Origin of the sequence: Bradyrhizobium sp., from assembly GCF_016219575.1 — a bacterium.
Taxonomy (GTDB): Bacteria; Pseudomonadota; Alphaproteobacteria; order Rhizobiales; family Xanthobacteraceae; genus Bradyrhizobium.
This window is the reverse complement of sequence record NZ_JACRMG010000020.1, coordinates 109,781-136,137: the sequence shown is the minus strand read 5'-3', so window position 1 is coordinate 136,137 and position 26,357 is coordinate 109,781. Positions and strand designations below refer to the sequence as shown.

General features: G+C 65.4%; 21 protein-coding genes and 1 pseudogene. 10 read left to right on the top strand and 12 right to left on the bottom strand.

Features of this window, described 5'->3' with window-relative positions:
• Positions 1–10: 10 nt before the first annotated feature.
• Positions 11–1,690, bottom strand: a complete 1,680-nt coding sequence (locus HZB49_RS17535; RefSeq protein ID WP_291613560.1) for an FAD-dependent oxidoreductase — start codon at positions 1,688–1,690, stop codon at positions 11–13.
• Between the two features lie 122 nt (positions 1,691–1,812).
• Here HZB49_RS17535 and HZB49_RS17530 point away from each other — a divergent pair, with 122 nt between their 5' ends.
• Positions 1,813–2,724, top strand: coding sequence for a LysR family transcriptional regulator (locus tag HZB49_RS17530; RefSeq protein ID WP_291613558.1), 912 nt, complete (start codon positions 1,813–1,815; stop codon positions 2,722–2,724).
• A 21-nt stretch (positions 2,725–2,745) separates the two neighbouring features.
• Here HZB49_RS17530 and HZB49_RS17525 read toward each other — a convergent pair.
• Positions 2,746–2,898, bottom strand: a pseudogene (locus HZB49_RS17525) (histone deacetylase family protein); the annotation flags it as partial.
• Positions 2,899–3,220: 322 nt separating this feature from the next.
• Here HZB49_RS17525 and HZB49_RS17520 point away from each other — a divergent pair.
• Together HZB49_RS17520 and HZB49_RS17515 are read left to right on the top strand one after the other, a co-directional pair.
• The gene (locus HZB49_RS17520) at positions 3,221–4,492 is read left to right on the top strand and encodes an efflux RND transporter periplasmic adaptor subunit (RefSeq protein WP_291613556.1); all 1,272 of its coding nucleotides are present in this window, start codon (positions 3,221–3,223) and stop codon (positions 4,490–4,492) included.
• Positions 4,493–4,518: 26 nt separating this feature from the next.
• Positions 4,519–6,621 (top strand): ABC transporter permease, encoded by a 2,103-nt coding sequence (locus tag HZB49_RS17515; RefSeq protein WP_291613555.1) that lies wholly within the window; start codon positions 4,519–4,521, stop codon positions 6,619–6,621.
• A gap of 75 nt (positions 6,622–6,696) precedes the next feature.
• Here the strand turns inward: HZB49_RS17515 and HZB49_RS17510 are convergent, their stop codons facing one another.
• On the bottom strand, positions 6,697–7,722 hold the full coding sequence (locus HZB49_RS17510) for a histone deacetylase family protein (RefSeq protein ID WP_291613553.1): 1,026 nt from the start codon (positions 7,720–7,722) through the stop codon (positions 6,697–6,699).
• A 43-nt stretch (positions 7,723–7,765) separates the two neighbouring features.
• Complete coding sequence (locus HZB49_RS17505; RefSeq protein WP_291613550.1) at positions 7,766–8,737, bottom strand: tripartite tricarboxylate transporter substrate binding protein; 972 nt, start codon at positions 8,735–8,737, stop codon at positions 7,766–7,768.
• A gap of 289 nt (positions 8,738–9,026) precedes the next feature.
• Between HZB49_RS17505 and HZB49_RS17500 the strand changes: the two genes are divergently transcribed.
• Entirely contained in the window at positions 9,027–9,611 is a 585-nt protein-coding gene (locus tag HZB49_RS17500; RefSeq protein WP_291613548.1) for a TRAP transporter small permease subunit, read from the top strand.
• Between the two features lie 2 nt (positions 9,612–9,613).
• Positions 9,614–11,149 carry a TRAP transporter large permease subunit gene (locus tag HZB49_RS17495; protein ID WP_291613546.1) on the top strand — a complete coding sequence of 512 codons (1,536 nt, stop codon included), beginning with the start codon at positions 9,614–9,616 and terminating at the stop codon, positions 11,147–11,149.
• 336 nt (positions 11,150–11,485) lie between these two features.
• On the opposite strand, the gene HZB49_RS17490 is transcribed toward HZB49_RS17495, so the two are convergent.
• Positions 11,486–12,565 (bottom strand): TRAP transporter substrate-binding protein, encoded by a 1,080-nt coding sequence (locus HZB49_RS17490; protein ID WP_291613749.1) that lies wholly within the window; start codon positions 12,563–12,565, stop codon positions 11,486–11,488.
• A 512-nt stretch (positions 12,566–13,077) separates the two neighbouring features.
• Between HZB49_RS17490 and HZB49_RS17485 the strand changes: the two genes are divergently transcribed.
• Together HZB49_RS17485 and HZB49_RS17480 are read left to right on the top strand one after the other, a co-directional pair.
• Positions 13,078–15,228 (top strand): indolepyruvate ferredoxin oxidoreductase subunit alpha, encoded by a 2,151-nt coding sequence (locus HZB49_RS17485; RefSeq protein ID WP_291613544.1) that lies wholly within the window; start codon positions 13,078–13,080, stop codon positions 15,226–15,228.
• Positions 15,225–16,778, top strand: coding sequence for an indolepyruvate oxidoreductase subunit beta family protein (locus tag HZB49_RS17480; protein WP_291613542.1), 1,554 nt, complete (start codon positions 15,225–15,227; stop codon positions 16,776–16,778). Before HZB49_RS17485 ends, HZB49_RS17480 begins: the two co-directional genes overlap by 4 nt.
• A gap of 16 nt (positions 16,779–16,794) precedes the next feature.
• Here the strand turns inward: HZB49_RS17480 and HZB49_RS17475 are convergent, their stop codons facing one another.
• The 6 genes from HZB49_RS17475 to HZB49_RS17450 all read right to left on the bottom strand — a co-directional run bounded on the left by HZB49_RS17475 (position 16,795) and on the right by HZB49_RS17450 (position 21,927).
• Positions 16,795–17,250, bottom strand: coding sequence for a thioesterase family protein (locus HZB49_RS17475; protein WP_291613540.1), 456 nt, complete (start codon positions 17,248–17,250; stop codon positions 16,795–16,797).
• Between the two features lie 112 nt (positions 17,251–17,362).
• Positions 17,363–18,220, bottom strand: a complete 858-nt coding sequence (locus tag HZB49_RS17470) for an enoyl-CoA hydratase family protein (RefSeq protein WP_291613537.1) — start codon at positions 18,218–18,220, stop codon at positions 17,363–17,365.
• A gap of 47 nt (positions 18,221–18,267) precedes the next feature.
• Complete coding sequence (locus HZB49_RS17465) at positions 18,268–19,014, bottom strand: SDR family NAD(P)-dependent oxidoreductase (RefSeq protein WP_291613536.1); 747 nt, start codon at positions 19,012–19,014, stop codon at positions 18,268–18,270.
• Positions 19,015–19,036: 22 nt separating this feature from the next.
• Positions 19,037–19,810, bottom strand: a complete 774-nt coding sequence (locus HZB49_RS17460) for an enoyl-CoA hydratase/isomerase family protein (RefSeq protein WP_291613534.1) — start codon at positions 19,808–19,810, stop codon at positions 19,037–19,039.
• Positions 19,811–19,819: 9 nt separating this feature from the next.
• Positions 19,820–20,335 (bottom strand): hemerythrin family protein, encoded by a 516-nt coding sequence (locus tag HZB49_RS17455; protein WP_291613532.1) that lies wholly within the window; start codon positions 20,333–20,335, stop codon positions 19,820–19,822.
• A 20-nt stretch (positions 20,336–20,355) separates the two neighbouring features.
• Positions 20,356–21,927, bottom strand: coding sequence for a benzoate-CoA ligase family protein (locus HZB49_RS17450; RefSeq protein ID WP_291613531.1), 1,572 nt, complete (start codon positions 21,925–21,927; stop codon positions 20,356–20,358).
• A 179-nt stretch (positions 21,928–22,106) separates the two neighbouring features.
• On the opposite strand from HZB49_RS17450, the gene hcrC reads away from it, so the two are divergent.
• From hcrC to hcrB, 3 genes are read left to right on the top strand one after another with little or no spacing between them, the layout of a single operon-like run.
• A complete protein-coding gene (gene hcrC / locus HZB49_RS17445) occupies positions 22,107–22,604 on the top strand; it encodes a 4-hydroxybenzoyl-CoA reductase subunit gamma (protein WP_291613530.1) in 498 nt (165 codons plus the stop codon).
• Positions 22,594–24,924, top strand: a complete 2,331-nt coding sequence (gene hcrA, locus HZB49_RS17440) for a 4-hydroxybenzoyl-CoA reductase subunit alpha (protein ID WP_291613529.1) — start codon at positions 22,594–22,596, stop codon at positions 24,922–24,924. The genes hcrC and hcrA overlap by 11 nt, the downstream gene beginning before the upstream one ends.
• Complete coding sequence (gene hcrB / locus HZB49_RS17435; RefSeq protein WP_291613528.1) at positions 24,921–25,904, top strand: 4-hydroxybenzoyl-CoA reductase subunit beta; 984 nt, start codon at positions 24,921–24,923, stop codon at positions 25,902–25,904. The genes hcrA and hcrB overlap by 4 nt, the downstream gene beginning before the upstream one ends.
• Before the next feature lie 18 nt (positions 25,905–25,922).
• On the opposite strand, the gene HZB49_RS17430 is transcribed toward hcrB, so the two are convergent.
• A complete protein-coding gene (locus tag HZB49_RS17430) occupies positions 25,923–26,327 on the bottom strand; it encodes a RidA family protein (RefSeq protein WP_291613527.1) in 405 nt (134 codons plus the stop codon).
• Between the last annotated feature and the right edge of the window lie 30 nt (positions 26,328–26,357).

The following is a 26,357-nucleotide window of genomic DNA, read 5'->3' as shown; positions in this document are numbered from 1 at the left end:
CGATTTCCTGTCAGGCCGGCACCGCGACAGCAGGCCTTGCTCCCGCCGCGACGCCCGCAGCGCCCGTGATGCGCGCGATCAGCGCATCGGGATCCTCAGGCGCGACCTGTCCGCGCCAGGCGATATGCTGGTCCGGCCGCACCAGCACCAGCTTCTCGGCATAGGCATTGCCGGTATCGCCCGGCATCAGGTCGACCAGCGCAAGCGGCACGCCGCGCTTCTCCGCGGCGGCGAGCAACGGCGCAACGCCGATCGCCGGATCAAGCCGCAGCAGGGTGTAGCCGGGACCGAACGCGTCATAGAGCGACCGGCCGTCGCGCAGGAACAGGTGTGGCGCGCGCGCGCCGGGAACGGTCGACGGCGTGAAGCCGCCCATCGTGTAGGACGGCGGGGTCTCGCCGTCATAGGCGATGATCGGCGAGGCGTCGTAGTAGTAGCCGAAATTCAATCCGGCACAGCAATATTGCTGGACGTTGAGATCATAGGCCGCCCTGGCCAGTGCGGCGCGCGCCGCATGACCGCGCGGCGTATCGTCCTCGATCTCGACGGGCACGCCACCACGCTGCGCCATCATGGCAAGTGCATGGTCCATCGCAAAGCGCGACACCTGCTCGGTGATCGGCTGGCGCTCCGCCTCGTAGGCGTCGAGGATCGACGCCGGCGCCCATCCGTTCAGATGCGCGGCCAATTGCCAGCAGAGATCGACGGCATCCGCGATCCCCGCATTCATGCCATAGCCGGCATAGGGCATCCACAGATGCGCAGCGTCACCGCAGATGAATATCCTGCGATCGCGGAATCGATCGGCGACCAGCCGGCGTCCGACCCAGTCTTCCCTGCTGATGATGCGATACTGGAAATCCGCGCCGACGCCCAGGATGGCGCGGATGGCCCAGTCGCGGTCGACGGAGTCGAACTCGGGCTCGTCAGGCCTGAGGTGATTGTGAATCAGCCAGCGATCATGACCGTCGATGGCAACCGTGGTACCCGAGCGGCGAGGGTTGAGCGAGAGCACCATCCAGGCGGGCTTGTGCGGCGCCATCAATTCCCTGAGCTGCGGCGCCTCGATGTAGGTCGACTGCACGCGCTGGATCACTTCGGTCCCCGACAGGCTCGCGCCGATCGACTTGCGAACCAGCGAGCGGCTCCCGTCGCACCCGATCGCATAGGCGGCTTCGATCCGGATCGAACTGCCGTCATCGAGGTTGCAGGCCCGTACAACGACACCCGCTTCGTTCTGTTCGATCGCCACGACCTCCGTGCGCGCCAGAATGGTGATGCGCGGCTGGGCGACCGCATGGCTGAACAGGATCGGCTCGAGATAGATCTGGTTGATGCGGTGCGGCGGCTCCGGCGTCGGCCACCACGTATCGGGACCGCCGGTTGCGCTGTAGCGGGTCGAGCGGCCAGGAATTTCGATGCGGCAGAGTTCGATGCCGGTCGCAGTGGTCCGGTATGAGCAATCATTGGGGAAGTCCGCGGGCAATCCCGCTGCGCGCAGCCTTGCGGCCACGCCGAGCCGGCGAAAGACTTCCATCGAGCGGGCAGAGACGTGATTGCACTTGACGCTGGGCGGATCGCCGGCGTGCCGGATTTCGGCAACCAGAACGTCGATGCCGCGCGACGCCAGATCCATGGCTGCCGTGAGCCCCACCGGACCGGCGCCCACGATCAGTACCTGCGTCTTCATCGCCTCCCCCATCGCCCTTGCCTGCCTTGCGGCGCCCCGTCGTTGCGGTGCGGGGTGCATTCTAGAAAAGCATGCTTTATGAGATAAGTCTGAAAGAACTCATTGATTGATGAGGTTTTCCTATGAATGTCACCCTGCGGCAGCTTCGGGCGTTCGCCGGCGTCTATCGCGCGCGCAGCATCACGCGGGCCGCGCGAGAGCTCGGAATCACGCAGTCGGCCGCGAGCCTGCTGATCCAGCAACTGGAATCCCAGCTCGGCGTGAAACTGTTCGACCGCTCCACGCGCGCCGTGCAGCCGACACCGGCGGCCGAAGAGGCCTTTCATGCCGCCGAACGAATGCTCAACGACGCGGACGGCTTGTCGCGGCGCATGCGCGATCTCGCCGAGGCACGCGCCGGACGCGTCGCGTTTCTCGCTTCCGCCGGCACGGCCTCGGCCCTGCTGCCGCGGGTGCTGGCGCGGTTCCGCGCGGCATATCCCGACATCGACGTCGACATGCGCGACGTCGCCGCCGACGATCTGGTGCCGCGGATGATGGCGAGCGATGCGGAGTTCGCCATCGGCAGCGTCGAGGGCGAGATTGCGGAAATGACGATCGAAACCATGATCAGCGGGCGGCTGAGCGCGATCGGCCGCCGCACCGGCGAGTTTGCCGCGCGGCGCTCGCTGACCTGGGACGAACTGGCGCAACAGCCGACGATCGCCATGCGTCGCGAAACGCGAATCCGCATGCAGATCGACCGGGCGCTCGGCGATGCGGGCAAACGCCTGACGCCGACCTACGAGGTGACGCTGATCAATACTGCGCTTGCCATGACCGCGCAGGGGCTGGGGCTCGCCATCCTGCCGGCGACGATGCTGCCGGCCGACCAGTTTCCGACATTGGCCGCAAGGCCGCTGACGCGGCCGGCCATCACGCGGGCCGTGTCGCTGCTGCGGCGCGAGGGCCGAACGCTGTCGCCGGCCGCACAAGCATTTGTCGCCATCGCGCGGAAGACGCTGGCGCATCAGCATGAGCGAACGCTGCCATGAGTTGCCGACGAGCCAAGGCCGTCAGCGTGCCGCCTCGAACCCCGCCAGCACCGCCGTCAAATTGGCGCCGAGAATGTCCGAGAGATAGCCGCCTTCCTGCACCAGCACGGTCGGCAATCCGAGCCGCGCAAGCTCCGCACCGATGCGGCGGAAGCCGTCGGTGGTGACGGCGAGGAAGCCCACCTCTCTCCGCAGCCGAAGCGACTGAGATAGCCGCGTCCATCGCATCACTGGCCCAACGTATCGTGACGATCGCGAAACGCCCGTCAGCGGACCGGGACAGGCGATTGATGCCGTGAATCGTAATTCCGATAAAGCAAAATATTTTTGAGTTTGGGCTTGATACCTTTCTGGCAATCCGCACCCTTTTGCCCGTCGTGCTGAATTTGTCACGCGACAGGGCTCCGGCATCCTTCATCATGTTCCACCTCCCACTCCAGGAGATCGACTTGATCCCAATCAACAATTTCGACCCCGTCAAAGCTATAATACGAAAATGGACATACAGCCCGACACTGCGGCGACAACCGAAAGCACGGAAGCTCTGCCCTACGTGCCGCGCCCGTCGACTCGGTGCCCAATCGGGGAGCAACGCGCACACCCACAACATGCCGTCAAGCGCTGGATTTTCGCAGGCATCGCGGCGCTGCTACTCGCTGCATCCCTGGGCACCTGGTGGTCGGCTGGCAGCGACGGTGCAGTTGGATATGAGACGGCGCCCGTCGCGATCGGCGACATTGCGCGCGGCATAAACGCCACGGGCTCGGTCAACCCAGAACTGACGATCATTGTCGGGACTTATGTATCCGGCGTCATCCAGGAATTGAGCTGCGACTACAATACGCAAGTCAAACGCGGACAGACTTGCGCCAAGATCGATCCACGCCCGTATCAGAGCATCGTCGATCAAGCCAAGGCCAGTCTCGCCATCGCGAAAGCACAGCTGGAAAAGGACAAGGCATCGCTCTCCTATGCCAAGACCAACTTGGGACGCCTCGCAACTCTCGTCAAGACAAGCGCCGTGTCGGAAGACGCCTACGACAATGCAAAGAGTGTGTACGATCAGGCTCTGGCACAAATTACATTTGATGAAGCCACCATCCAGCAGCGCCAGGCCGCGCTCGCTGCGGCACAGGTCAATCTCGATTATACGAACATCATCTCGCCGGTCGATGGCACGGTCGTTTCGCGCGCCGTAACCATCGGGCAGACGGTCGCGGCGAGCTTCCAGACTCCCACATTGTTCCTGATTGCGACTGATCTCACCAGGATGCAGGTGGACGCCAATGTAAGCGAAAGCGACATTGGCGGCATCAAGAAGGGCGACAAGGCGACATTTACCGTGGACGCCTATCCCAAACGTCTGTTCGAAGGAGCGGTAACTCAGGTCCGCCAGTCCCCGCAAACCGTGCAGAACGTCATCACTTACGATGTCGTCATAAGCGTCAACAATCCTGATCTGGCGCTCAAGCCGGGCCTCACGGCGGCGACGAGGATCATCGTCGACAGGCGGAGCGACGTGCTCCGCGTTCCGAACCGGGCCTTACGCTATGTCCCGTCCGGAACCCTCCCAGGCGATACCAGGCAAGCGCGCGTTTGGGTGCTCCGGGACGGTTCACCAATTCCGGTCGAGGTTACCGTCGGGCTCGATGACGACGAGTTTACGGAGATTGTGCAAGGCGGCCTGAAGGTCAACGACAGGGTGATCGTCGCGGAGCAACGGAATTCGCCGAAGGCGCGTTCCAACGTACCGCCACCACGACTCTAGTCACAACAGCCGCAGCGATTGAAGACATGGCAGAGCCGGTCATCAGGATTGAAGGAGTATCGCGAATATATCATGTCGGCGATATAGATGTTCGCGCGCTTTCCGACGCAAACCTGATCGTCGAACACGGCGAGTTCATCGCCATCATGGGCGCGTCCGGATCGGGCAAGTCGACGCTGATGTCGATCCTTGGTTGCCTCGATCGGCCTACGAGCGGTCGTTACTGGTTCGACGGCATCGATGTCGCGCAGCTCGCGGAGCCGGATCTGGCCGGCCTTCGAAGCGAGCGGCTGGGTTTCGTATTCCAGAGCTTCAATCTGTTGCCGCGCACCAGCGCCATCGACAATGTTGCCTTGCCGCTTCTCTACGCGATGTCCGGCCGAAGCCATGCCCGCGCTCGCTTCGCGCGGGCTCGCGCAGTTCTGGACAAGCTTGGGCTGCGCGATCGGGAGCGCAACACGCCGGGCCAGCTGTCCGGCGGGCAGCAGCAGCGCGTTGCAATCGCTCGAGCCCTGATCAATCAGCCGAGCCTGCTGCTGGCGGACGAGCCGACGGGCAATCTCGATACCCGCACCTCCAATGAGATCATGCAGACGCTCACTTCGCTCAATCGCGAACAAGGTGTCACCATCATCGTGGTAACCCACGAGCCTGATGTCGCTGCCTTTGCGGATCGCGTGCTGACCATGCGCGACGGCCAGATCATCTCGGATGTGAAGAGGACAAGGCGCGACAAGGCGCCCCGGCCAGCAAGCGAGGCAGGGGGAAAATTGACCCAGCCCGGAGAACCGCCGGCCCATATCGGAATGCCGGGCGCGTCATGGCCCTTTGCCTGGATGGTGATGACGGCGGCGGCCGAGGCGATCTGGCGCAACAAGATGCGTTCCGCGTTGACAATGCTCGGGGTCTTCATCGGCGTCGCCGCATTGATCGTCATGGTATCTGTCGGCCAGGGAGCGAACGAGGCGGTCCGCAAGGAAATCGCAAGGCTTGGAACGAACCTCGTGGTTGTTCTGCCGGGCGCCGCCACGAGCGGGGGCGCTCGCGGCGGCTCCGGAAGCGCTTCGACGCTGACCGTTGCCGACGTGCGGGCACTCCGACAGGAGGCGCCTGCCGTCGGGGCAGTGAGCTATCTCATCCGCCAGTCTGGGCTGATCCGCTTCGCGAACCAGAACTGGACCGCCGGCATCCAGGGCGTAAGCGCGAATTATCCTCCGATGACGAACTGGCAGATCGCCGCTGGGCGGGCGATCACTCCGGAGGATGAGCGAAGTTCGGCGCTTGTTGCCGTTCTTGGTGAGACCGTGCGCCGGCAACTCTTCGGCACCTTTGAAAACCCGATCGGCGCGATGGTGCAGGTGAAGGGCGTGTCGTTGCGGGTGATCGGAATTCTCGACTCGAAGGGGCAGACATCCTTTGGGCAGGACCAGGACGATCTGGTCATGGTTCCCTTCACAACGGCCGAGCGCAAGATTATCGGCGTAGCGGCCCCAAGCCAGCAGCAAACTGCTATTAACTGGATTTATCCGGCGCCGCCGAATCCATATGGGCTTCAACCGCGCATGACCGGGTATGTGAATCAGATCTACGTGCAGGCGGTCGATCAGACCAGCATTGAAGCAGCGATCAGTCAGGCCACCGAAATCCTGGCGCGCCGTCACCGCATCCGGCCAGGGAGCATGAACGATTTTTCCGTTCGTAACCTCAGTCAGATCGCGCAGACCGCAGAAGGCAGCAGCCGCATCATGGCGCTCCTCCTGGCCGCAGTGGCTTCGATATCGCTTGTGGTCGGCGGCATCGGCATCATGAATATCCTGCTCGTCTCGGTGACAGAGCGAACGCGGGAGATCGGACTGCGGATGGCGATTGGCGCCCGGAGATTGCACGTCCTGCTGCAGTTTCTTGCCGAGGCGATATTCATCAGCGTCAGCGGCGGCATCGTCGGAATTATCATTGGCGCGGCATTTTCCGCCGCCATTTCCGTCCTCACCGGCTGGCCCGCGCCGATATCGCCGGGAGCGATAGCCGGAGGGTTCCTGTTCTCGGCAGCCGTCGGCATATTCTTCGGCTACTACCCCGCTCGAAAGGCCGCCCGCCTCGATCCCATCGAAGCGCTGCGCTACGAGTAGGCAAGAACCGGGCGACCCGGCTTTGTCAGCTTCCCATGTCACGGACCTGCAGCCCCGGGGACGCGGCCCTGCCCGTCAGCGCGCCGCCTCGAATCCCGCCAGCATTGCCGTCAGATTGGCGCCGAGAATGTCCGAGAGATAGCCGCCTTCCTGCACCAGCACGGTCGGCAATCCTAGCCGCGCAATCGCGGCACCGATGCGGCGGAAGCCGTCGGTGGTGACGGCGAGACCCGCCAGCGGATCGTGCTCGGAGGCGTCGAGCCCAAGCGCGACCACGAGCGCGCCGGGCGCAAACGCACGGACGGTCCTTGCCGCAGTTTCGAACGCAGCGAGATAACCGTCGTCCTTGGTGCCGAGCGGCAGGGGAATGTTGAGGTTGGCCCCCAGGCCCGCGCCTTCGCCACGCTCGTGGGCATAGCCCCAGACGTAAGGGTAGTAGAACGCCGGATCGGCATGGATGGAAACGGTGAGGACGTCGGGCCGCTCGTAAAAGATGCCCTGCGTGCCGTTGCCGTGGTGGACGTCGACGTCGAGGATGGCGACGCGCTCGTGGCGGAGCCGCAGATGCGCCGCCGCCACCGCGCTGTTGTTGAGAAAGCAGAAGCCGCCGGCGACATCGCGGAAAGCGTGATGGCCGGGCGGCCGGCACAGCGCGTAGACGGCCTCCTCGCCGTCCATCACCATCTGCGCCGCCGTGGCCGCGACGTCGGTGGCGGCGCAGGCGGCGGCCCAGGTGCCCGGCCCGATCGGACAGCCGGTGTCGGCGGTGTGCCAGCCCAGCCGGCCGACGATGTGCGTGGGGTATGTCGCGGCATGACGCACCGGATGCACGTTGGCGACCATCTCGGGCCCGGCATCGCCGAGCGCCGACCAGGCGTCCCAGGCGGTTTCGAGAAAATCCAGATATTCGGGACTGTGCACGCGCGTCCGCGGCCCCTGCCCGAACACGACGGGCGCGACCAGCTGGTGCCTGCCCGCCGCGAGCCCGGCGAGCAGGCGGTCGGCGCGCTCGGGCTGCTCGGTCGTGCGCCTGACCACGCCGCGGATGAGGAAGAATTGCGGATCGTGGGAGCGATGGAGTTCGGTGTAGACGGCTTTCACTTGAAACTTCCCTTGTTGTCGCGCGGTGACAGGGTCGGCCGCCCTAGTTCGCCGTCGCGCCGGAAGCGCGGATGATGCCGCCCCACTTCACGGTTTCCTCGGCGAGGAATTTTGCAAAGGCCTCGCCCGACACCGTGCCGGGCTCGGCGCCCAACTCGACGAAGCGCTTCTTCACGTCGGGTAGTTGCAGGACGGCGGCGACCTCGGCCTGCAGTTTGGCAAGCACGGGCGCCGGCGTCTTGGCGGGTGCGACCAGGCCGAACCAGGCGGAAGCTTCAAAGCCCGCGACGCCCTGCTCGGCGACGGTCGGCACGTCGGGCAGTGCGCTGGCGCGGCTCGCGCCTGCCACCGCGATGGCGTTGATCGACTTTCCCTGCACCTGCGGCAGCACGGCCGGGATGTTGTCGAACATCATCGGAATATGGCCGGCGAGCAGGTCGTTCATCGCGGGCGCGGCGCCCTTGTAGGGGACGTGCACGATGTCGATGCCGGTCTTCGTCTTGAGCAGTTCCCCGGCGAGATGATTGGTCGTGCCGATGCCCGACGAGCCGAAATTGATCGTGCCCGGCTTTGCCCTGGCGAGCGCAACCAGCTCCTTGACGTCCTTTGCACCGAGCGAGGGATGCACCGCCAGCACGATCGGCACCGAGGCGATCAGCGCCACCGGCGCAAAGGCCTTCGAGGGGTCGAACGGCAGGTTCTTGTACAGCGCGGCATTGATCGTAAGCGGCGGCGGCGCCGTCAGCAGCAGCGTGTAGCCGTCGGGCTCGCTGCCCGCGACGGCTTCCGCGCCGACATTGCCGCCGGCGCCGCCGCGATTCTCGACCAGAAAATTCAGCCCGCTGCGCTCGCCGAGCTTCTGCGCCACGATGCGGGCGATGATGTCGTTGGAGCCGCCGGCCGGATACGGCACCACGATCTTGACCGGACGGGCGGGATAATCCTGCGCCGCGGCGGCGGGAGCGAACAGGACGGCGGCGCAGCAAGCAATGACGAAGCGACGCAAAAAGACCATCGGACGTTCTCCTCGATCGGCGATACTGCCGCGGGATCGCGCCGCCATCAACCGGCGCGGTCCCCGCCACGTCAGGCTATGCCGCAATGGCGCACTGCACGCGTGAGCCCGGGCTCGCCGCGGCTTCGTCCCGGGTGAAACCGGTCAGCCTTGCCAAGGCGGCGCCAGCGATCAACAATGCCACGCAAGCCGGCAAAGGGGGCAGTTCGGTAAGCCCGGCGCCCTCGTCAAGAAGAACCGAGCGGACAGAGCGCAACCACGTGCGTGACAGTACGAGGGAGGAGCAGCGATGGAATCGCAAGACGAGCCTGCGGCGAGGCCCAGACCGTTGCCGCCGCAGTCCTTTCTGGCTGTCATCCGCATCATCGACAGGTTCACGACCTGGACCGGCCACCTGTTCGTGCTCTTCATCATTCCGCTGGTGTTCGCCAACGTCTACGAGGTCTTCGCCCGCTACTTCCTCAAGAGCCCCACCATCTGGGCGCTCGACGTGACGACCATGTCGTATGCGGCGCTGTTCATGCTGGGATCGGCGCTGGCGCTGCTCAAGGGAGCGCATGTGCGTACCGACATGCTGTGGGAAGGGTTTTCCGACCGCACCAAGGGCATGATCGACAGCCTCGCCTTCATCCTGTTCTTCCTGCCGACGATGGCCGTGCTGTTCTACATTTCCATCGACGACTTCTTCTACTCGGTCTCGATCGACGAGCGCTCGAGCTCCGGCGCCTGGACGCCGATATTGTGGCCGCTGCGCGGGGTCATCCCGCTCACCGCCTTCATGCTGGGCCTGCAGGGCATCTCCGAATTGATGAAGAGCCTGTGGGCGTGGCGCACCGGCGAGTTCCTGACCAGGCACGAGAAGATCGAGGTCTGAACATGAGCCAATCGGAGCTTCTCGGCCTCATCATGCTCGTCGGCATGGTCGCCGTCATCTTCATCGGATTCCCGATCTCCTTCACGCTGCTGTTCCTCGCCATCCTGTTCGGCGGCCTGGGACTGGGCTGGGAGCAGACCTTCAACCTCAGCTATTTGCAGATCTGGGGCACGATGAAGGACGAGATCTTTCCGGCCGTGCCGCTGTTCATCTTCATGGGCTACATGACCGAGCAGGCCGGACTGATGGAGCGCCTGTTCGGCGCCATGCGCAGCCTGCTCGCACCGGTGCGCGGTTCGCTCTACCTGGCCGTCATCCTGACGGCGACCATCTTCGCCATGGCAACGGGCATTGTCGGCGCGGCCGTCACGGTGCTCGGCATCATGGCAGCTCCAATGATGATCAAGAGCGGCTACGACGCCCGGCTGTCTTCCGGCGCGATCGCGGCCGGCGGCACGCTCGGGATTCTCATTCCGCCCAGCGTCATGCTGGTGGTGATGGGCCCGGTGATGGGCGTTCCCGTCAATCTGCTCTACTCGGCCGCGTTCGGCCCCGGCTTCCTGCTCGCCGGCTGTTACATCGCCTACACGCTGGTGCGAAGCTTCGTGAACCCCAAGCTCGGCCCGGCCATGACGATGGAGGAGCGCGAGACGGCCTACCAGGAGATGACCACCGAGAAGGTCGGATTTCCGGTGCTGGTCCTGGCGCTGTTCTGTCTCATGGCCATGGTCTATCTGCTTGCCGACTTCGTGTTCGGACTTGCCGGTGTCCCGTCGCTGCCGGTGCCGGTCGGCCGCGTCAATCTGTCGGTCACGGCGCTGCTGCCGGCGCTGCTGGCGGCGTGGGCCTATGTCCAGAACGCCTATTTCCGCGCCGTGGTGCTGGGCATCGCACCGCTGAGCGCGCTGATCGGCTTCACGCTCGGCACCATTGTCGGGGGGCTCGCGACGCCAACCGAGGCCGCCTCCTGCGGGGCGTTCGGCGCCGGCGTCCTGGCGCTGGTGTACGGCCGGCTCAGCGTGCAGTCGCTGAAGAACGCCGGCATCGGCACCATGGTGACGTCGGCCATGGTGCTGTTCCTGGCGGTGGCCTCGACCGTGTTCGGCGCCGTCTTCACCAAGCTCGGCTCGGCCAACCTGATCACCAGCTATCTGCTCGCGGTCCCCCTGGGCGACTGGTGGAAGCTCGCCCTCATCATGGCGATCTTCTTCGTGCTGGGATGGCCGTTCGAATGGCCGGTGATCATCCTGGTGTTCCTGCCGATCGCGCTGCCGGTGGTGGAAAAGCTCCAGCTCGGCCTCGGCAAGCTCGACCTCCTGATCTGGTTCGGCGCGCTGACCGCCGTCAACATGCAGACCGCCTATTTGAGTCCACCGGTGGCCATGTCCGCCTACTATCTGCGCAACGTCGTGCCGAGCTGGAGTCTCTCGACGATCTACAAGGGCATGGCCGACTACATGGTGATCCAGGTCATCGCCCTTATCATGCTGCTGGTGTGGCCGCAGATCGCGCTGTGGCTGCCGCACATGGTGCGGTAGCGCGATGGCTTTTGGTTGGATCGCAGGAGGCAGCTCGGAGCACCTCTCCCCGCTCTTTGCGGGGAGAGGTCGGATTGGCATGAAATGCAATCTGGGTGAGGGGCCTGGCGCGGCGGCTCCGCGACAACAATCCTTCCGACTCGAATTTTTTGAGCCAAAGATTCGGTAAGCGATGTTGTGCGGCAAGCTTCTCGGCTTGCCCCTCACCCGCCGCCTTCGCTGCGCTCCGGCGTCGACCTCTCCCCGCAAAAGGGCGGGGAGAGGTGAATTCCGATGCCGCCTCTCGAAAAAAGGGGCGGCGTTGCCGCCGCCCTTCGATCCGGCATTGCCCGGCTGCTACTTGCCTTCCTTGGGCGGCCAGTAATAGTCCGCCTGGAAAGCGTAGGGCGGGAACATGAAGCGCTTGGCCGGCACCACCTTGGCGGCATAGGCCCGCTGGGATTCGTAGACCTTCTTGAAGAAGGGATTCTTCGCCGCCTCGGCGGCCGCGAATTCATCCCAGGTCTTGAGGAAGGCCTGGTTGATCTCGGGCGGCGTGGTCAGGAGCTTCACATTGTGCTTCTCGGCGAATTCGGCAATCGCATCCGCGTTCTGCCGCTGATAGCTCGCCCACCAGCGCAGGAAGGTTTCCGACAATGCCGACCTGATGGCTTCCCTGTTCTGGTCCGGCAGGCTGTCCCACACCTCCTTGTTGAAGGCCATTTCCGCCACCGAGGCGCTCTCGTGCATGCCGGGCGTGTAGTGATACTTCCACACCGTGTGCAGCCCGAGCCGATAATCCTCGATGCCGCCGACCCACTCGGCACAGTCGATGGTGCCGCGCTCGGCCGCGGGGAGGATTTCGCCGCCGGGCATGTTGACGACAGCCATGCCCATCTTGGAATAGAGCTCGGCGACGATGCCGGTCTGGCGGCACTTCATGCCCCTGAAGTCGCCGAGGTCCTTGATCGGGCGCTTGAACCAGCCGAGCGCCTGCGGGCTCGGCGGCATGCTGGGGAATGCGACGAGGTTGAGCTTGAGCTCCTTCTGGTAGAACTCGTTCCACAGATCGAGGCCGCCGCCCTCGTACACCCAGCCGATGAAGTCGACCGGATCCATGCCGGCGATGCCGGCGGGCGTATTGGCGAACAGGGTCGCAGCCTTGTTCTTGCCGAACCACCAGTAGGAGATGCCCCAGGCACCGTCGATGACCTTCTTGTGCGCTGCGTCGAGAATCTCGAACGGCGGAACGATCGCGCCGCCCGGCAGCGCCTCGATCTTGAGCTGGCCCGCCGTCAACTTGTCGACCCGCTCGGCGAAGAACTTCAAGGCATCCTGCGCCGTGGACGACGGAGGCACCGCCGACTGGACCTTCAGCGTTCGCGCCTGTTGCGCGTGTGCGCTGTCCGCGAACCCCGAGGTGGCGGCGATCGCCACAGCCAAGGCCGCTCCTGCAAGCCAAGCGTATCTCATCGGTCATTCCTCCCTGTTGTTGGTCGTTTCTCCCCTCAAGAAATTGCAGGCAAGCGACGAGCCCGCCTGCGCGGGAGCCTACGCGAGTTGAACGCCATCCGCCAGCGCCTGCCCGGCATCCCGCCTGCGGCAGCGAGTTCATCTTGCAGTGCGAGCAGAACGGGCTCTGACCGAATGCGGTCGCGCGGAGGAGAGGCGAATCGCATCGTACACATGGCTCGCGACCTGCCACTCCAGGCCAAGGCTGGAATGGCAGGTCCCGTACCCGAGGAATTGATCGGAAGGTCCGGCCCAACGGAGCTTCCGACCGGCAAGCGCGACACGGCGAGGTCCGCCGATGCCGCGTTCGCCTTGCGCCACCCTATCGGCCGCGGCGGCGGCCGGGATGACTTCGGTCAAGTATCGGCGGCAAATTTTGGTCTCAAATGCGTCTGCTTGGAACGCGGCGCCGGCAGCGGCGGCGAGAGGCAATGGTCATGGCGGAGCGCTCGTTCAAGAAGGAAGTGGAGCTGCTGCGCCTCGGCGCCGGGCAGGAATTTCGGGGCGAAGGCATCCTGGCCGTCACCAAGGCGCTGCTGCAATCGGGCGTCAACTACGTCGCGGGTTACCAGGGCGCGCCGATCTCGCATCTCGTCGACGTCCTGTCGGACGCGCAGGACATCCTCGACGAGCTCGGTATCCGCTTCGAGATGAGCGCCAATGAGGCGACGGCCGCCGCTACGCTGGCGGCATCGGTCAACTATCCGCTGCGCGGCGCCATCACGTTCAAGGGAGTCGTCGGCGTCAACGTCGCCTCCGACGCACTCGCCAACCTGTCGTCCAGCGGCGTGACCGGCGGCGCGCTGATCATCCTAGGCGAGGATTACGGCGAGGGCTCCTCGATCATGCAGGAGCGCAGCCATGCTTTCGCGATGAAATCGCAGATCTGGCTGCTCGATCCCCGCCCGAACCTGCCCTCGATCGTGCGAGCCGTCGAAACCGGCTTTGCCCTGTCCGAGGCGTCGCACACGCCCGTCATGCTGGAGCTGCGCATTCGCGCGTGCCACGTCTACGGCGCTTTCACGGCCAGGGACAATGTGCAGCCGGCCTTCACCTTGCAGGATGCACGCACCTCGCCGCGGCGCGCCGCCGACCGCATCATTCTGCCGCCCGCAAGCTATCAGCACGAGAAGGAGAAGGTCGAACAGCGCTGGCCCGCGGCCGTCAGGTTCATCGAAGACCACAAATTGAACGAAATCTTCGACGGCGAGGCCCGTGACATCGGCATCGTCGTGCAGGGCGGGCTCTACAACACCGTGATGCGCGCGCTGCAGACCATCGGACTTGCCGACGCCTTCGGCGAGACCCGCGTGCCGGTCTACGTCCTGAACGTCACCTATCCGCTGGTGGATTCGGAGGTCGTCGCGTTCTGCAACGGCAAGCGCGCGATTCTCCTGGTCGAGGAAGGCCAACCGGAATTCATCGAGCATTCGATCAACACGATCCTGCGTCGCGCCTCCGCGCCGACGATACTCGAAGGCAAGGGCATGCTGCCGCTGGCGGGCGAGTATACCGGCGCCGTTGTCAAGGCCGGGCTCGTGCGCTTTCTCGGCAGCTATCGTCCCGACCTGCTGCCGGCCTCCGGGCCGGCGACGGCCAATGGCAAGATGGAGACCGCGCTGTCGCTGGTCGCGCCGCATGTGCAGGGGCGACCTCCCTCGTTCTGCACGGGATGTCCGGAGCGACCCATCTTCGCCGCCATCAAGCTCGCCGAGCGCGAGCTCGGTCAACATCACATCAGCTGCGACATCGGCTGCCATCTGTTCTCGACGTTCCCGCCGTTCGAGATCGGCAATACCGTGATGGGCTACGGCCTCGGCGGCGCCGGCGCGGCCGCAATGGGCTCGGCCGAAGGCAAGCGCGCGATCGCGATCCTGGGCGACGGCGGTTTCTGGCACAACGGGCTGGTCTCCTCGATCGGCAATTCCGTGTTCAACAAGAACGACGGCGTCCAGATCATCATCGACAACGGCTATTCGGCGGCGACCGGCGGCCAGGACATCATGTCCTCGGAGGCGGACAATCGCCAGCGCACGACGCGGAACACGATCGAGCGCGCCGTGAGAGGCGTCGGCGTCGGCTGGGTTCGCACGATCTCGCGCACCTACGACGTGAGGCAGATGCGCGACACGCTGAAGGAGGCATTGCTGACCGCGACCCGCGGCCCCAAGGTCATCGTCGCCCGTTCCGAATGCATGCTGAACCGGCAGCGCCGCGAGCGGCCGCTGCTGCAGAAGCAGATCAAGGCGGGCCTGCGCACGGTGCAGGAACGCTTCGGCGTCGATCCCGACACCTGCACGGGCGATCATTCCTGCATTCGCCTGTCCGGCTGTCCTTCGCTGACCATCGCGCCGAATCCGGATCCGCTGCGGCGGGAGCCGGTGACCAAGGTCCTGCAGTCCTGCGTCGGCTGCGGGCTTTGCGGCGAGGTCGCGCATGCTGCGGTGCTGTGCCCGTCCTTCTATCGCGTCTCGATCGTCAGCAATCCATCGCGGTGGGATCGCGCGCGGGCCTGGCTGCGGAATGTCGTGATATCCGCCCTGCAGCGGCGGCTGGACAGGGCGAGCGAGGCAGGAGTGCGCGCATGAATGCCGCCAGATCGATCAATATCGCGATCCTCGCCATGGGCGGCGAAGGCGGCGGCGTGCTGGCCGACTGGCTGGTGAAGGTTGGCGAGAGCAGCGGCTACCTTGCCCAGACGACGTCGGTCCCGGGCGTGTCGCAACGGACCGGCGCCACGATCTATTATCTCGAACTGTTCCCGAAGAGTGCCCTGCCCGGCGACGGACGGATGCCGGTGCTCGGCCTGATGCCGATGCCGGGCGATGTCGACCTGGTCGTCGCATCCGAACTGATGGAAGCCGGCCGCGCGATCCAGCGCGGTCTGGTCACACCGGACCGCACCCATCTGGTGACGTCGACGCATCGCGTCTACTCGATGACCGAAAGGACCGCGCTGGAGGACGGTCGCGTCGATGCGGACGCCATCATCGGGGCTTGCGAAGCCGCCGCCCGAAAACTCACTGGTTTCGACATGGCGCGGCTGGCGGAAGCAAACCGAAGCGTGATCAGCGCGGCGCTGTTCGGCGCCATCGCCGGATCGCAGGCGCTGCCGTTCGGGCGCGAGGCCTGTGAAGCGGCCATCCGCAGCGACGGCGTCGGCGTCAGTGCGAGCCTAGCGGCATTCGCCGCGGCCTTTGCTGCCGCCGAGCGGCCCACGGGCACGCCGACGGCTGCGGGCAAGGGATCAGATCAACCGGCGGCCGGCGGGCCTGATGCAATTCTGCCGACCGGCCTCGATGGCGAAGCACGCGCGCTGACCGCGATGGGCATCGCTCGCACCGCGGAGTACCAGGACAAGGCCTATGCACGGGAATATGTCGAGCGGCTCACGCCGTTTGTGGCGCTCGCAAGCTCCATGGGACATGCCGGGCAGCAACTGCTTTCGGAGCTCGCGCGTCAGCTCGCGCTGGGAATGACATATGAGGACACCATACGGGTCGCCGAGCTGAAGATCCGGCGCGCCCGGTTCGACCGCGTTCGCGCCGAAGTCGGCGCCGATCCCGGCCAGGTGGTCGAGATCGTCGAATTCATGCATCCCCGCACCGAAGAGATCGCCGATACCATGCCGGCCTCGACCGGACGCTGGATACTGCGCAACAGGTCCGTCAAGGCGCTGCTGAACCGGTTGACGTCGCGCGGACGCATGGTGCGCACGACCTCCCTGCGCGGCTTTCTGCTGCTTTATTGCGTGGCCTCGCTCAAGCCGTTGCGGCGCGGCTCGCTGCGCCATGCGCGCGAGATGCATTTCATCGGCGAATGGCTGGAGAGCGTCCGCCGGGCAGCCGGCATCGACGCCCCGCTTGCGATCGCCTTTGCCCGCCTGCGCAATCTCGTCAAGGGATACGGCGACACCAACAAGCACGGGCACGCCAAATATCAGGCGATCTGCACGTTCATGTCGGACAGGCTGCATCATCCGTCGGCGGCGATGCAGCTGCGGGGCCTGATCGCGGCAGCCGGCAAGGACGAGGACGGCGCGGCGCTTGAGGCGGAAATCGACAGGCTCAAGAGCCTGGATGCCGGCAGCCGGACGGTGTCCGATACGCCGCGAAGCCGCGCGTTGCAGGCGGGATGACCCGGCCCGCTCTACTTCAATCGACGATATAGGCCGCCGAGCCGGTCGCGATCTGCTCGCCGGTATCGTTGACGAGGTCCATATGGACCACCGCCACGCGGCCGCCCAGCCTGACCACCCGGCCGGTGGCCACGAAATGCTTGCCGCGACCCGGCCGCAGATAGTCGACGCGCAAATCGATGGTGCCGATGTTTGGGAATTGCGTCACGGTCAGCAATTCCGGTTTGGCGGCAAGCGAGGCGAGCGCAATGGCGAGGCCGCCGACCACGTCGAGGGTCGCCGAGATCACGCCGCCATGCAGGATCTGGCGGACCGGATTGCCCACCAGCTCCGGCCGCATGTCGAATTTCAGTTTCGGCGCCTCGGTATCGAGCGATTCGATCTGCAGACCGAGCACGCGATTGAACGGGATCATTCGCTCGAAGGCAGCCCCGATCGCTGCCTCGATGCCTTCTATTTCCAGTTTGGCCATCTCGATCACCCCGAACAAGGATCGTGCACGGACCAAGGACTCATCCCCCGCCGGCACGCGCCCTGTCTAGCGCATCCCGGGGAGTCCGGACTTGATCTGGAGCATCGTCCGCTCAATTGCCCTGGAATACTGGCTTCTGCTTTGCCACGAACGCCTCGTAGGCGCGTTCGTAGTCCCTGGTCTGCATGCAGATCGCCTGGGCCTGGGCCTCGGCCTCGATGGACTCGTCGATGCCCATGTTCCATTCCTGGTGGATGCACTTCTTGGTCATGGCATTCGCAAAGGTCGGACCGTCGGCCAGCGTCTTTGCCATCGCCTGCGCGTCCGCCAGCACGGCGTCGGGCTCGCAGAGCTTGTTGTAGAAACCCCAGCGCTCGGCCTCAGCGCCGTCCATCGCCCGGCCGGTATACAGGAGTTCGGCGGCGCGACCCGAACCGATGATGCGCGGAAGCATGTTGCAGGCGCCCATGTCGGCGCCGGCAAGGCCGACGCGGACGAACAGGAACGCGACCTTGCTGCGCGCCGTGCCGAAGCGCAGGTCCGAGGCCATCGCCAGGATCGCGCCGGCGCCGGCGCAGATGCCGTCGATCGCGGCGACGATCGGCTGCGGGCAGCCCCGCATTGCCTTGACCAGATCACCGGTCATGCGGGTGAAGGCGAGCAGTCCCGCCATGTCGTCCTTGCGCTGCATCTCGACCAGCGGACCGATGATCTCGTGCACGTCGCCGCCGGAGCAGAAATTGCCGCCGGCGCCGGTGATGACGACGTTGGCGATGTCGCTGCAATAGACCAGGTCGCGAAAAGTGTCGCGCAGCTCAGCGTAGGACTCCAGCGTCAGCGGATTCTTGCGCTCCGGCCGGTTCAGCGTGATGGTCGCGACCTTGCCGTCGCGGCGCCACTGGAAGTGCCGCGGCGTGAAGTTCGAGAAATCGACCCGGGTCGGGTTGAAGCGAAGGGTAGTTGCCGTCATGTTGAGAATCCTCGTTGCTGGGAGCGGCCGATTGCGCGGTGGCGCGCTCAGCCGGCGAAGGTGAGACCGCCGCTGACGCTCAGCACCTGCGCGGTGACGTAGCTCGATTTCGCTCCGGCGAAGAACACGATGGCGTCGGCGATCTCCTGCGGCTTGCCGAGCCGGCGGAAGGCGATCGCCCTGACGAAGGCGTCCTTCAGCTTGTCGGAGCGGGTGTCGAGCAGCGGCGTGTCGGTCGGTCCCGGACACACGCAGTTGACGCAAACCCCCTGCCGCGCCACTTCGCGGGCAAGCGACTTGGTGAAGGCGATCATGCCGCCCTTGGCCGCCGCATAGGCAGTCTCGCCGGTCGAGCCGACTCGGCCGGCGTCGCTCGCCACGTTGACGATGTGGCCGTTGCCGGCGGCGATAATCGAGGGCAGCAGCGCCTGCGTCAGGTGCAGCGATCCGGTCAGGTTGCCGGCGATCACCTTGTCGAAATATTCGGGCGGCGTTTCCAGGAAGGGATGGAAAGCGCTGAAGCCGGCGGCGTTGACCAGGATGTCGATCCTGGGATGGCGCGCGGTGACGACGGCGGCGCAGCGGCGCACCGATGCGCTGTCGGTCAGGTCGATCGGTTCATATTCGACGTCGAGATTGCAGCGCCGCGCCTCCTCGGCCAGCGCCCGGCCCGCGGTCTCGTTGATGTCGGCGCAGATCACCCGCGCCCCGTTGCGTGCCAGCTCCATCACGGTCGCCTTGCCGATCCCGGACGCGCCGCCGGTCACCAGCGCGATCTTGCCCTCGAATTCCATGTCGTCTTCCTCCTGCTATTGGTCATGCCCGCGCTCCGGCGATGAAGGCGCTGATGCGCTCCCGCGTCTCGGCGTTGGTCTGAAGGTCGCGTGTGAATTCAATTTCGTCGCCATAACCGCCGCGGCCGGGCGTGGCTGCCGACGCCACGCAGCGCTTGGCCGCGGCAAGCGCGGCCGCCGGCAAGGCGGCGATGCGAGCGGCGATTGCTTCCGCGCGAGCGGCGAGTTCGGCGCGAGGACAGGCCCATTGCACGAGGCCGAGCCGCTCTGCCGTGGCGCCGTCGACCGCTTCCGCGCCGAGAATGAGCCGGCCGGCCAGACCGCGGCCGACCAGCCGGGTCAACCGCTGGGTGCCGCCGCCGCCGGGAATGAGACCGAGATTCACCTCGGGCAGACCGAGCTTCGCTTCAACGGCCGCGATGCGCAGGTCACAGGCCAGCGCAAGCTCGAAGCCGCCACCGAGCGCGGCGCCGCCGATTTCCGCCAGCGTCACCTGCGGCAACGCTTCAATTCGCGCATACAGCCGCTGGATCGAGGCAACATAAGCGTAGGTGCGGTCGGGACCGTCGGCGGCGTCGAACCGCGCGCGCATCTCCTTGAGATCGGCGCCGGCACAAAACACCTTCTGGCCGGAACGCAGATGCAAAACTTTCCAGTCCTGGCGCGCCTCGAGTGCCGCAATCTCGCGCGCAAGCCCCGAGAGCCAAGCCTCGCTGAGCGCATTGACCGGCGGCGAACTCATGGTCAGTGTCGCGATCTGCCCGGCCACGCAAGTCTGGAACATCGCCGCGGCCATCGCTTCCGCTCAGTTCTTGCGCCGGTCGAACACCTCTTCGAGGCGGGCATCATGAGTTTCGAAATGATCCGAGAGCCAGCCGTCGATCCGCATCGCAAGATCCTCCCGGCCCGCCTCCTCGTTGCGATCGAACTCGTCGGTCAAGGCCTCGATCTCATCGAGCAGCCGCTCGTAGTCCTCCCGGTGTTGCGGCAGTTGATCGTAGCCGCGCTCGCGCATGAACCGCTCTTCGCGCAGGAAGTGTTCCGTGATCGCCTTGATGAGGCTCTCGAAGAAGGTCGAAACCGCGAGAGGATCGTCCTCGACCATCAGTTGATCGTAAAGCCGGTTGATCCGGCCGATGAGCGCCTTGTGCTCATCATCGACCGACCTGGCTCCGACACTGTAGTCGTCCCTCCACTGCACAAGGATCATGACCATTCTCCTCAATACGAGTTTGCCGGCATCGATCAGCGGCAAGCGGCGGTCATTAAGAGAAGGATACAAGGGCAATCGCGGCACGGTCTTGACTGAAGTCAACGGCAAGTCGCGCGCACTCCGCGACTTCAGTGATCTCCGCCGTTGGCGACGCCGTGGTCGCGAAGCATGAAGCGCTGGATCTTTCCGGTCGCGGTCTTCGGCAGGCTGTCGACGAATTCAATCCACCGCGGATATTTCCACGGACCAATGGCGCGCTTCACATGCACCTTGAGTTCCTCATAGAGCGCCCGGCCGACCTCCTTGTCCGCGCAGTCCCTGAGCACGATGAAGGCCTTCGGCTTGATCAGGCCGTTGTCATCCTCGGCCGGCACGACCGCGGCTTCGAGCACTTCGGGATGGGCTATCAGGGCCTCCTCGATCTCGAACGGAGACACCCAGATCCCGCTCACCTTGAACATGTCGTCGGTGCGGCCGCAGTAAGTGTAGACCCCGTCCGGCCGCCGCGTGTACTTGTCGCCCGTGCGGGTCCACTCGCCGAGAAAGGTACGACGCGATTTCTCGCGCTGGTTCCAGTAGCCCGCCGCCGCCGACTCGCCCTTGACGAGAAGCTCCCCGATCTCGTTGTCGCCGACGTCCTGCGCGTTTTCATCAACAAGCCTGAGCTTGAAGCCGTCGACCGGCACGCCGGATGTCCCGTACTCGACGGCGCCGGGAAGGTTCGTCAGAAACAGATGGCCCAGCTCGGTCGAACCGACGCCATTGACGATGTCGAGGCCGAACCGCTGCTTCCAGGCCATGCCGACATGCGAAGGCAGCGCCTCCCCGGCTGAAAAGCAGAGCCGCAGCCGGCTGGACATGTTTTCCGGCCTGCATTCAGGATCGGCAAGCATGGCGGTGTAAAGCGTCGGCACCGCAAAGAACAGCGTCGGCTGATAGCCGCGCAGCATCTCGAGCACGGTTTGCGGCGTCGGCCGCTCGGGATAGAAGACCGAAGTTGCTCCCACCCACATCGGGCAGATCATGGCGTTGCCGAGACCGTAGGCGAAGAACAGCTTGGCGGCGGAGAACACCACGTCGTCTTCGCGGTAGCCGATGCGCCGCTGCCCCGCACTCTGCGCCATGATCCTCGGGCTGGAGTGCACATGCATGACGCCCTTGGGCATTCCGGTCGTGCCGGATGAATAGAGCCAGTAGGCGACTTCGTCGGCCACCGTCCTTGCCGGCGCCGAGCCCTCGTTCTCGGCAGCCAGCAGCGAGTCCAGCCGCGGCAACGAATCCGGGCCGCCACCGACGACGACAATTCCCTTCAGGCCCGGCAGGTCCCTGGCCGCTTCCTGGACGTCCGGCAGCAGCGCCGGCGAGACAAACACGGCCTTGGTTCGCGAGTCCTCGAAGAGGTAGCGATACTGGTCGACCGTCAGGCGCGTGTTGACCAGAACCGGGATCACGCCGGCGCGGATCGCGCCCCAGAACAGGATGGGAAAGTCGACGGTGTCGAGCAGGACCAGCGCAATCCGGCTTTCCGGCTCGACCCCCATGCGCGCCAGCATCGGGCCGATACGCGCCGCCGCATCGCGCAGTTCGCCATAGGTGAGATTGCGGGAAGGATCGATAAAGGCGATCTTGTCGCCGCGCCCTTCGGCAACGTGACGATCCACGAAATCAACCGCGGCATTGTAATCGCGAAGCGCTGTCATGAGCGTCGCCCGAGCGTTTATCGTCGCTCACACTTACCGGCTGGGCGCAAGCCGATCCTTGACTTCTGTCAGGCCGAATGTCCGGCACGCGCCAACGCGATGCATGGCCTTGATTTTTGTCATGGAAGGATGATGCCGGAGGGCGCAGCCTCGTCTTCTCGATCAGAGGTCGTCCCAAGATGCATGCACCGGGCCCGGAAGCAAAGAAGCGCCTGCTGAGACTGAGAGTGAACGGCCGCTGGCGCGAAGACGCCGTGAGCGAAACGGCATTGCTGGTCGACTATCTGCGCGAGGTCGCGCATCTCACCGGCACGAAAACCGGTTGTGACGGCGGCGAGTGCGGCGCGTGCACCGTCCTGGTGGACGGCGAGGCGGTGCCTTCCTGCATCACGCTTGCGGTACGCTGCGAGGGACGGAGTGTCGAGACAATCGAGGCCTTGGCAACGCAGGGCCGCCTCGGCAGGCTGCAGCGTGCGTTTCACGAGAAACTGGGCGCGCAATGCGGCTTCTGCACGCCGGGCATGATCATGGCGGCCGAAGCGCTGCTGCGCCACAATCCGCAGCCGACCGATGACGAAATACGCGCCGCCCTGTCCGGCAATCTCTGCCGGTGCACGGGCTATGTGAAGATCATCGAGTCCGTGAAGGCGGCCACGGAGACAGTCCATGACCGCTGATTCCGGCGCCAGCATCCGGCAGCTTCGCCGCCCCGTCCCCCTGATCGACGGTGTCGAGAAGGTCACGGGGCGCGCGCGCTACACCGCCGACCTCGACCATGCCGATGCCCTCGTCGGACGCATCCTGCGCAGCCCGGCTAGTCACGGCGACATCGTCGTGCTCGACGTCTCCAAGGCACGCGCCCTCGATGGCGTGGTGGCGGTCATTACCGGCGACGACTGCGCCTACACCTACGGCGTGCTTCCGATCGCGATGAACGAATATCCGCTGGCCCGCGGCCGCGTCCGCTATCGCGGCGAGCCGGTGGCGGCGGTTGCGGCCATCGATGCTGAGACGGCCGAGCGCGCTCTCGGGTTGATCGAACTGAAGATCGCGGAGCTGCCCGCCTACTACACGTCCGAAGACGCGCGGGCGCCAGACGCGATCCTGCTGCACGACAACAAGCCCGGCAATGTCGAACGCGACGTCCACCATCAGTTCGGCGAGGTCGAGCTCGGCTTTGCCGCGGCCGATCTGGTGCGCGAGGAAAGCTTCTGCTGCGCCGAGATCAATCATGCGCAAATCGAGCCGCATGCGAGTCTGGCCGAATTCGATCCGCTCACCGGCCGCCTCACCGTGCAGACCGTCTCCCAGGTCGGCTACTACCTGCACCTGATGCTGGCGCGATGCCTCGGCATGGAGACTGCGCAAATCCGGGTGATCAAGCCGTTCATCGGCGGCGGCTTCGGCGCGCGCGTCGAAGCGCTGAACTTCGAGATCGTGACCGCGCTGCTCGCCCGTGCCGCCGCCGGCAAGGTATTCATGGAGCTCAGCCGCGAAGAGACGTTCATCACCCACCGCGCTCGCCCCCACACCGACATCCGCCTCAAGCTCGGCATGAGCAGGACAGGCCGCATGACCGCCTGCGAATTGCAGGTCGTGCAGCGGGGCGGCGCCTACGCCGGCTACGGCGTCATCACCATTCTCTATGCCGGCTCGCTGTTGCACGGCATCTACGACATCCCGGCCGTCAAATATGAAGGCTACCGCGTCTACACCAACCTGCCGCCCTGCGGCGCCATGCGCGGGCACGGTTCGGTCGATACCAGGCACGCCTTCGAATGCCTGGTCGATCGCATGGCGCGCGAGCTTGGCCTCGATCCCTTCGCCGTGCGCCGTGCCAACCTGCTGCATGCGCCCACCCGCACGGCGAACGACCTGATGATCAACAGCTACGGACTGGCCGAATGCCTCGACCGCGTCGAGCGCGCCAGCCGGTGGAAAGAGCGCATCGGCCGGATGGCTCCCGGCAAGGGCCTGGGAATGGCCTGTTCCCACTATGTCAGCGGCGCAGCCAAGCCGATTCATTTCACCGGCGAGCCGCACGCGGTGGTCAATCTCAAGCTCGACTTCGATGGCGGGATAACGGCGCTCACCGGCGCCGCCGATATCGGGCAAGGCTCCTCCACCATGGTCGCGATCGCCGTCGCCGAGACCCTGGACATTTCGCTCGACCGCCTCCGCGTGATCGCCGCCGACACCGCCATTACGCCGAAGGACAACGGCGCCTACTCCTCGCGCATCACCTTCATGGTGGGCAATGCGGCAATCGATGCGGCGCGCAGGCTGAAGGCGCTGCTCATCGCCACCGCCGCACGCAAGCTGGAAGCGCGCCCGGAGGACGTCGAGTGCATCAACGAGGTGTTTCGCGTCGGCAACCAGTCGACGTTGCCGTTTGCCGAAGTCGTGGCCGCGGCGCTGGTCGACGAAGGCGCGATCACCGTCAAGGGCGCCTTCACCTGCCCGCCGGAGGCCCAGGGCGGCAAGCACCGCGGCGGCGCCGTCGGCTCCACCATGGGGTTCAGCTACGCCGCCCAGGTCGTGGAAGTCAGCGTGGACGAGGTGACCGCGCAGGTGACGGTCGACAAGGTGTGGGTCGCGCTCGACTGCGGCCGCGCCATCAACCCGCTCGCGGTCGAAGGACAGATGCAGGGATCGGTCTGGATGGGCATGGGTCAGGCGCTCTGCGAGGAAACCCGCTATCTCGACGGCCTGCCGGCCCATGCCAGCATGCTCGAATACCGGATGCCGACCACGATGGATTCTCCGCCGATCGAGACCCACATCGTCGAGAGCCATGATCCCTACGGGCCGCTGGGCGCCAAGGAAGCCAGCGAGGGCGCGCTGGCCGGCTTTCCGCCGGCACTGGTCAACGCCATCGCCAACGCCATCGGAATCGATCTGAACGAACTGCCCGCGACGCCCGACCGGATCATGGACGCGCTGATCGAACGCCGGCGGCAAGCGCGGCTCGCCCGCACCCTGAAGGCTGCATCATGAGCGCTCCGCTTCCGCAGTTTCGTCTCGCCGCCCCCCGGACCGTCACGGAGGCCGTCGCTGCCTATCGCGATCATCCGGGCAGCCGTTTCATTGCCGGCGGAACCGACCTCCTGGTGAACATGCGGCGCGGCATCGGCAATCCCACCTATCTGGTCGACCTCTCCGGCATCGACGAGCTGGCCGAGATCCGGATCACCGATGATGGCGTGACGATCGGCGCCGGCGTGACGATTGCCGCCCTCGCCCAGAACGACGTGATCGTTGCGCGCTATCGCGCCCTCGCCCAGGCTGCCGCAGCGATTGCCGGCCCCGGCCATCGCACCATGGGAACGGTCGGCGGCAATCTGTGCCTCGACACCCGCTGCATCTACTACAATCAAAGCGAATGGTGGCGAAGCGCCAACGCCTATTGCCTGAAGAACCGCGGCGACAGCTGCCATGTCGCCCCGCAGGGACAGCGCTGCCACGCCGCCTTCTGCGGCGATGTGGCGCCGGCGCTGCTCGCCCTCGGCGCCGAAATCGACATTTCAGGGACGCGCGGAACCCGCCGGATATTCCTTAGCCAGCTCTATGTCGAAGACGGCAAGGCCCATCTTGCCCTAGCCGATGGCGAACTCGTCACGGCGGTGCATCTGCCGCCGGACCCGCCTGCGTCGGCCTATGCAAAGATACGCACGCGCGCCGCCATCGACTTCCCGCTCGCTGGCGTGGCCGTGGCGCTCGAAACATCCGGCGCCGACATCGTATCGCTGCGGCTGGCGCTGACCGGCACGAACTCGCGGCCGTTCCTGCTCGCCGGCACGGAAGCCTTCGCCGGGCGGTGCATCGACGACAAGCTGCTGAACGAGGTGGACCGGCTGGTGCAGAAGCAGGTCCAGCCGATGCGCACCACGATCACGTCGGCCAATTACCGCCGCGTCGCCGCCGCAGCACTGGCGAGGCGCCTGATCACAACTCTTGGCACCGCAGGCGCTGCCTGAGCGGAGCACGCGCCCGCGCTATGGCGCGGGAATCACCGCCGTGGCTTCCAGCTCGATCTTTGCCGGCGTGTCGAGCAGGTCGGCCACGAAGATCATGCTCATCGCGGGATAATGGTCTCCCATCAGCGATTTCCAGATGCGGCCGAGTTCGCGCCGGGCTGCGAGATAGGCGGGCTTGTCGATGCAGAATGCGGTCATCCGGCAGACGTGCTCCGCCTTGCCGCCTTCTTCGGCCAGAACGGCGAGAATATTCTCGAGCGCCTGCCTGAATTGCGGCGCGATCTCCTCGCTCTCGAACTTCTGCTCGGCATTCCAGCCGATCTGCCCGGCCACGAACACGATTCGTCCCCCAGCCGCGCTGATGCCGTTTGCATAACCGAGCGGCGGCAGCCAGCCTTTGGGTTGAAGAACCCTGTTCGTCATTGCAGGAAACCCCCGTTCGCCAAGTTCGAT

Excerpts from the sequence above, each read along its gene's own strand:
- HZB49_RS17495 (WP_291613546.1), top strand. The coding sequence starts at position 9,614 with ATGAGCCAATCGGAGCTTCTCGGCCTCATCATGCTCGTCGGCATGGTC.
- HZB49_RS17515 (WP_291613555.1), top strand. The coding sequence starts at position 4,519 with ATGGCAGAGCCGGTCATCAGGATTGAAGGAGTATCGCGAATATATCAT.
- hcrC (WP_291613530.1), top strand. The coding sequence starts at position 22,107 with ATGCATGCACCGGGCCCGGAAGCAAAGAAGCGCCTGCTGAGACTGAGA.
- HZB49_RS17530 (WP_291613558.1), top strand. The coding sequence starts at position 1,813 with ATGAATGTCACCCTGCGGCAGCTTCGGGCGTTCGCCGGCGTCTATCGC.
- HZB49_RS17465 (WP_291613536.1), bottom strand. The coding sequence starts at position 19,014 with ATGGAATTCGAGGGCAAGATCGCGCTGGTGACCGGCGGCGCGTCCGGG.
- HZB49_RS17505 (WP_291613550.1), bottom strand. The coding sequence starts at position 8,737 with ATGGTCTTTTTGCGTCGCTTCGTCATTGCTTGCTGCGCCGCCGTCCTG.
- hcrB (WP_291613528.1), top strand. The coding sequence starts at position 24,921 with ATGAGCGCTCCGCTTCCGCAGTTTCGTCTCGCCGCCCCCCGGACCGTC.
- HZB49_RS17500 (WP_291613548.1), top strand. The coding sequence starts at position 9,027 with ATGGAATCGCAAGACGAGCCTGCGGCGAGGCCCAGACCGTTGCCGCCG.
- HZB49_RS17475 (WP_291613540.1), bottom strand. The coding sequence starts at position 17,250 with ATGGCCAAACTGGAAATAGAAGGCATCGAGGCAGCGATCGGGGCTGCC.
- HZB49_RS17485 (WP_291613544.1), top strand. The coding sequence starts at position 13,078 with ATGGCGGAGCGCTCGTTCAAGAAGGAAGTGGAGCTGCTGCGCCTCGGC.
- HZB49_RS17535 (WP_291613560.1), bottom strand. The coding sequence starts at position 1,690 with ATGAAGACGCAGGTACTGATCGTGGGCGCCGGTCCGGTGGGGCTCACG.
- HZB49_RS17520 (WP_291613556.1), top strand. The coding sequence starts at position 3,221 with ATGGACATACAGCCCGACACTGCGGCGACAACCGAAAGCACGGAAGCT.
- HZB49_RS17470 (WP_291613537.1), bottom strand. The coding sequence starts at position 18,220 with ATGACGGCAACTACCCTTCGCTTCAACCCGACCCGGGTCGATTTCTCG.
- hcrA (WP_291613529.1), top strand. The coding sequence starts at position 22,594 with ATGACCGCTGATTCCGGCGCCAGCATCCGGCAGCTTCGCCGCCCCGTC.
- HZB49_RS17450 (WP_291613531.1), bottom strand. The coding sequence starts at position 21,927 with ATGACAGCGCTTCGCGATTACAATGCCGCGGTTGATTTCGTGGATCGT.
- HZB49_RS17460 (WP_291613534.1), bottom strand. The coding sequence starts at position 19,810 with ATGGCCGCGGCGATGTTCCAGACTTGCGTGGCCGGGCAGATCGCGACA.
- HZB49_RS17430 (WP_291613527.1), bottom strand. The coding sequence starts at position 26,327 with ATGACGAACAGGGTTCTTCAACCCAAAGGCTGGCTGCCGCCGCTCGGT.
- HZB49_RS17480 (WP_291613542.1), top strand. The coding sequence starts at position 15,225 with ATGAATGCCGCCAGATCGATCAATATCGCGATCCTCGCCATGGGCGGC.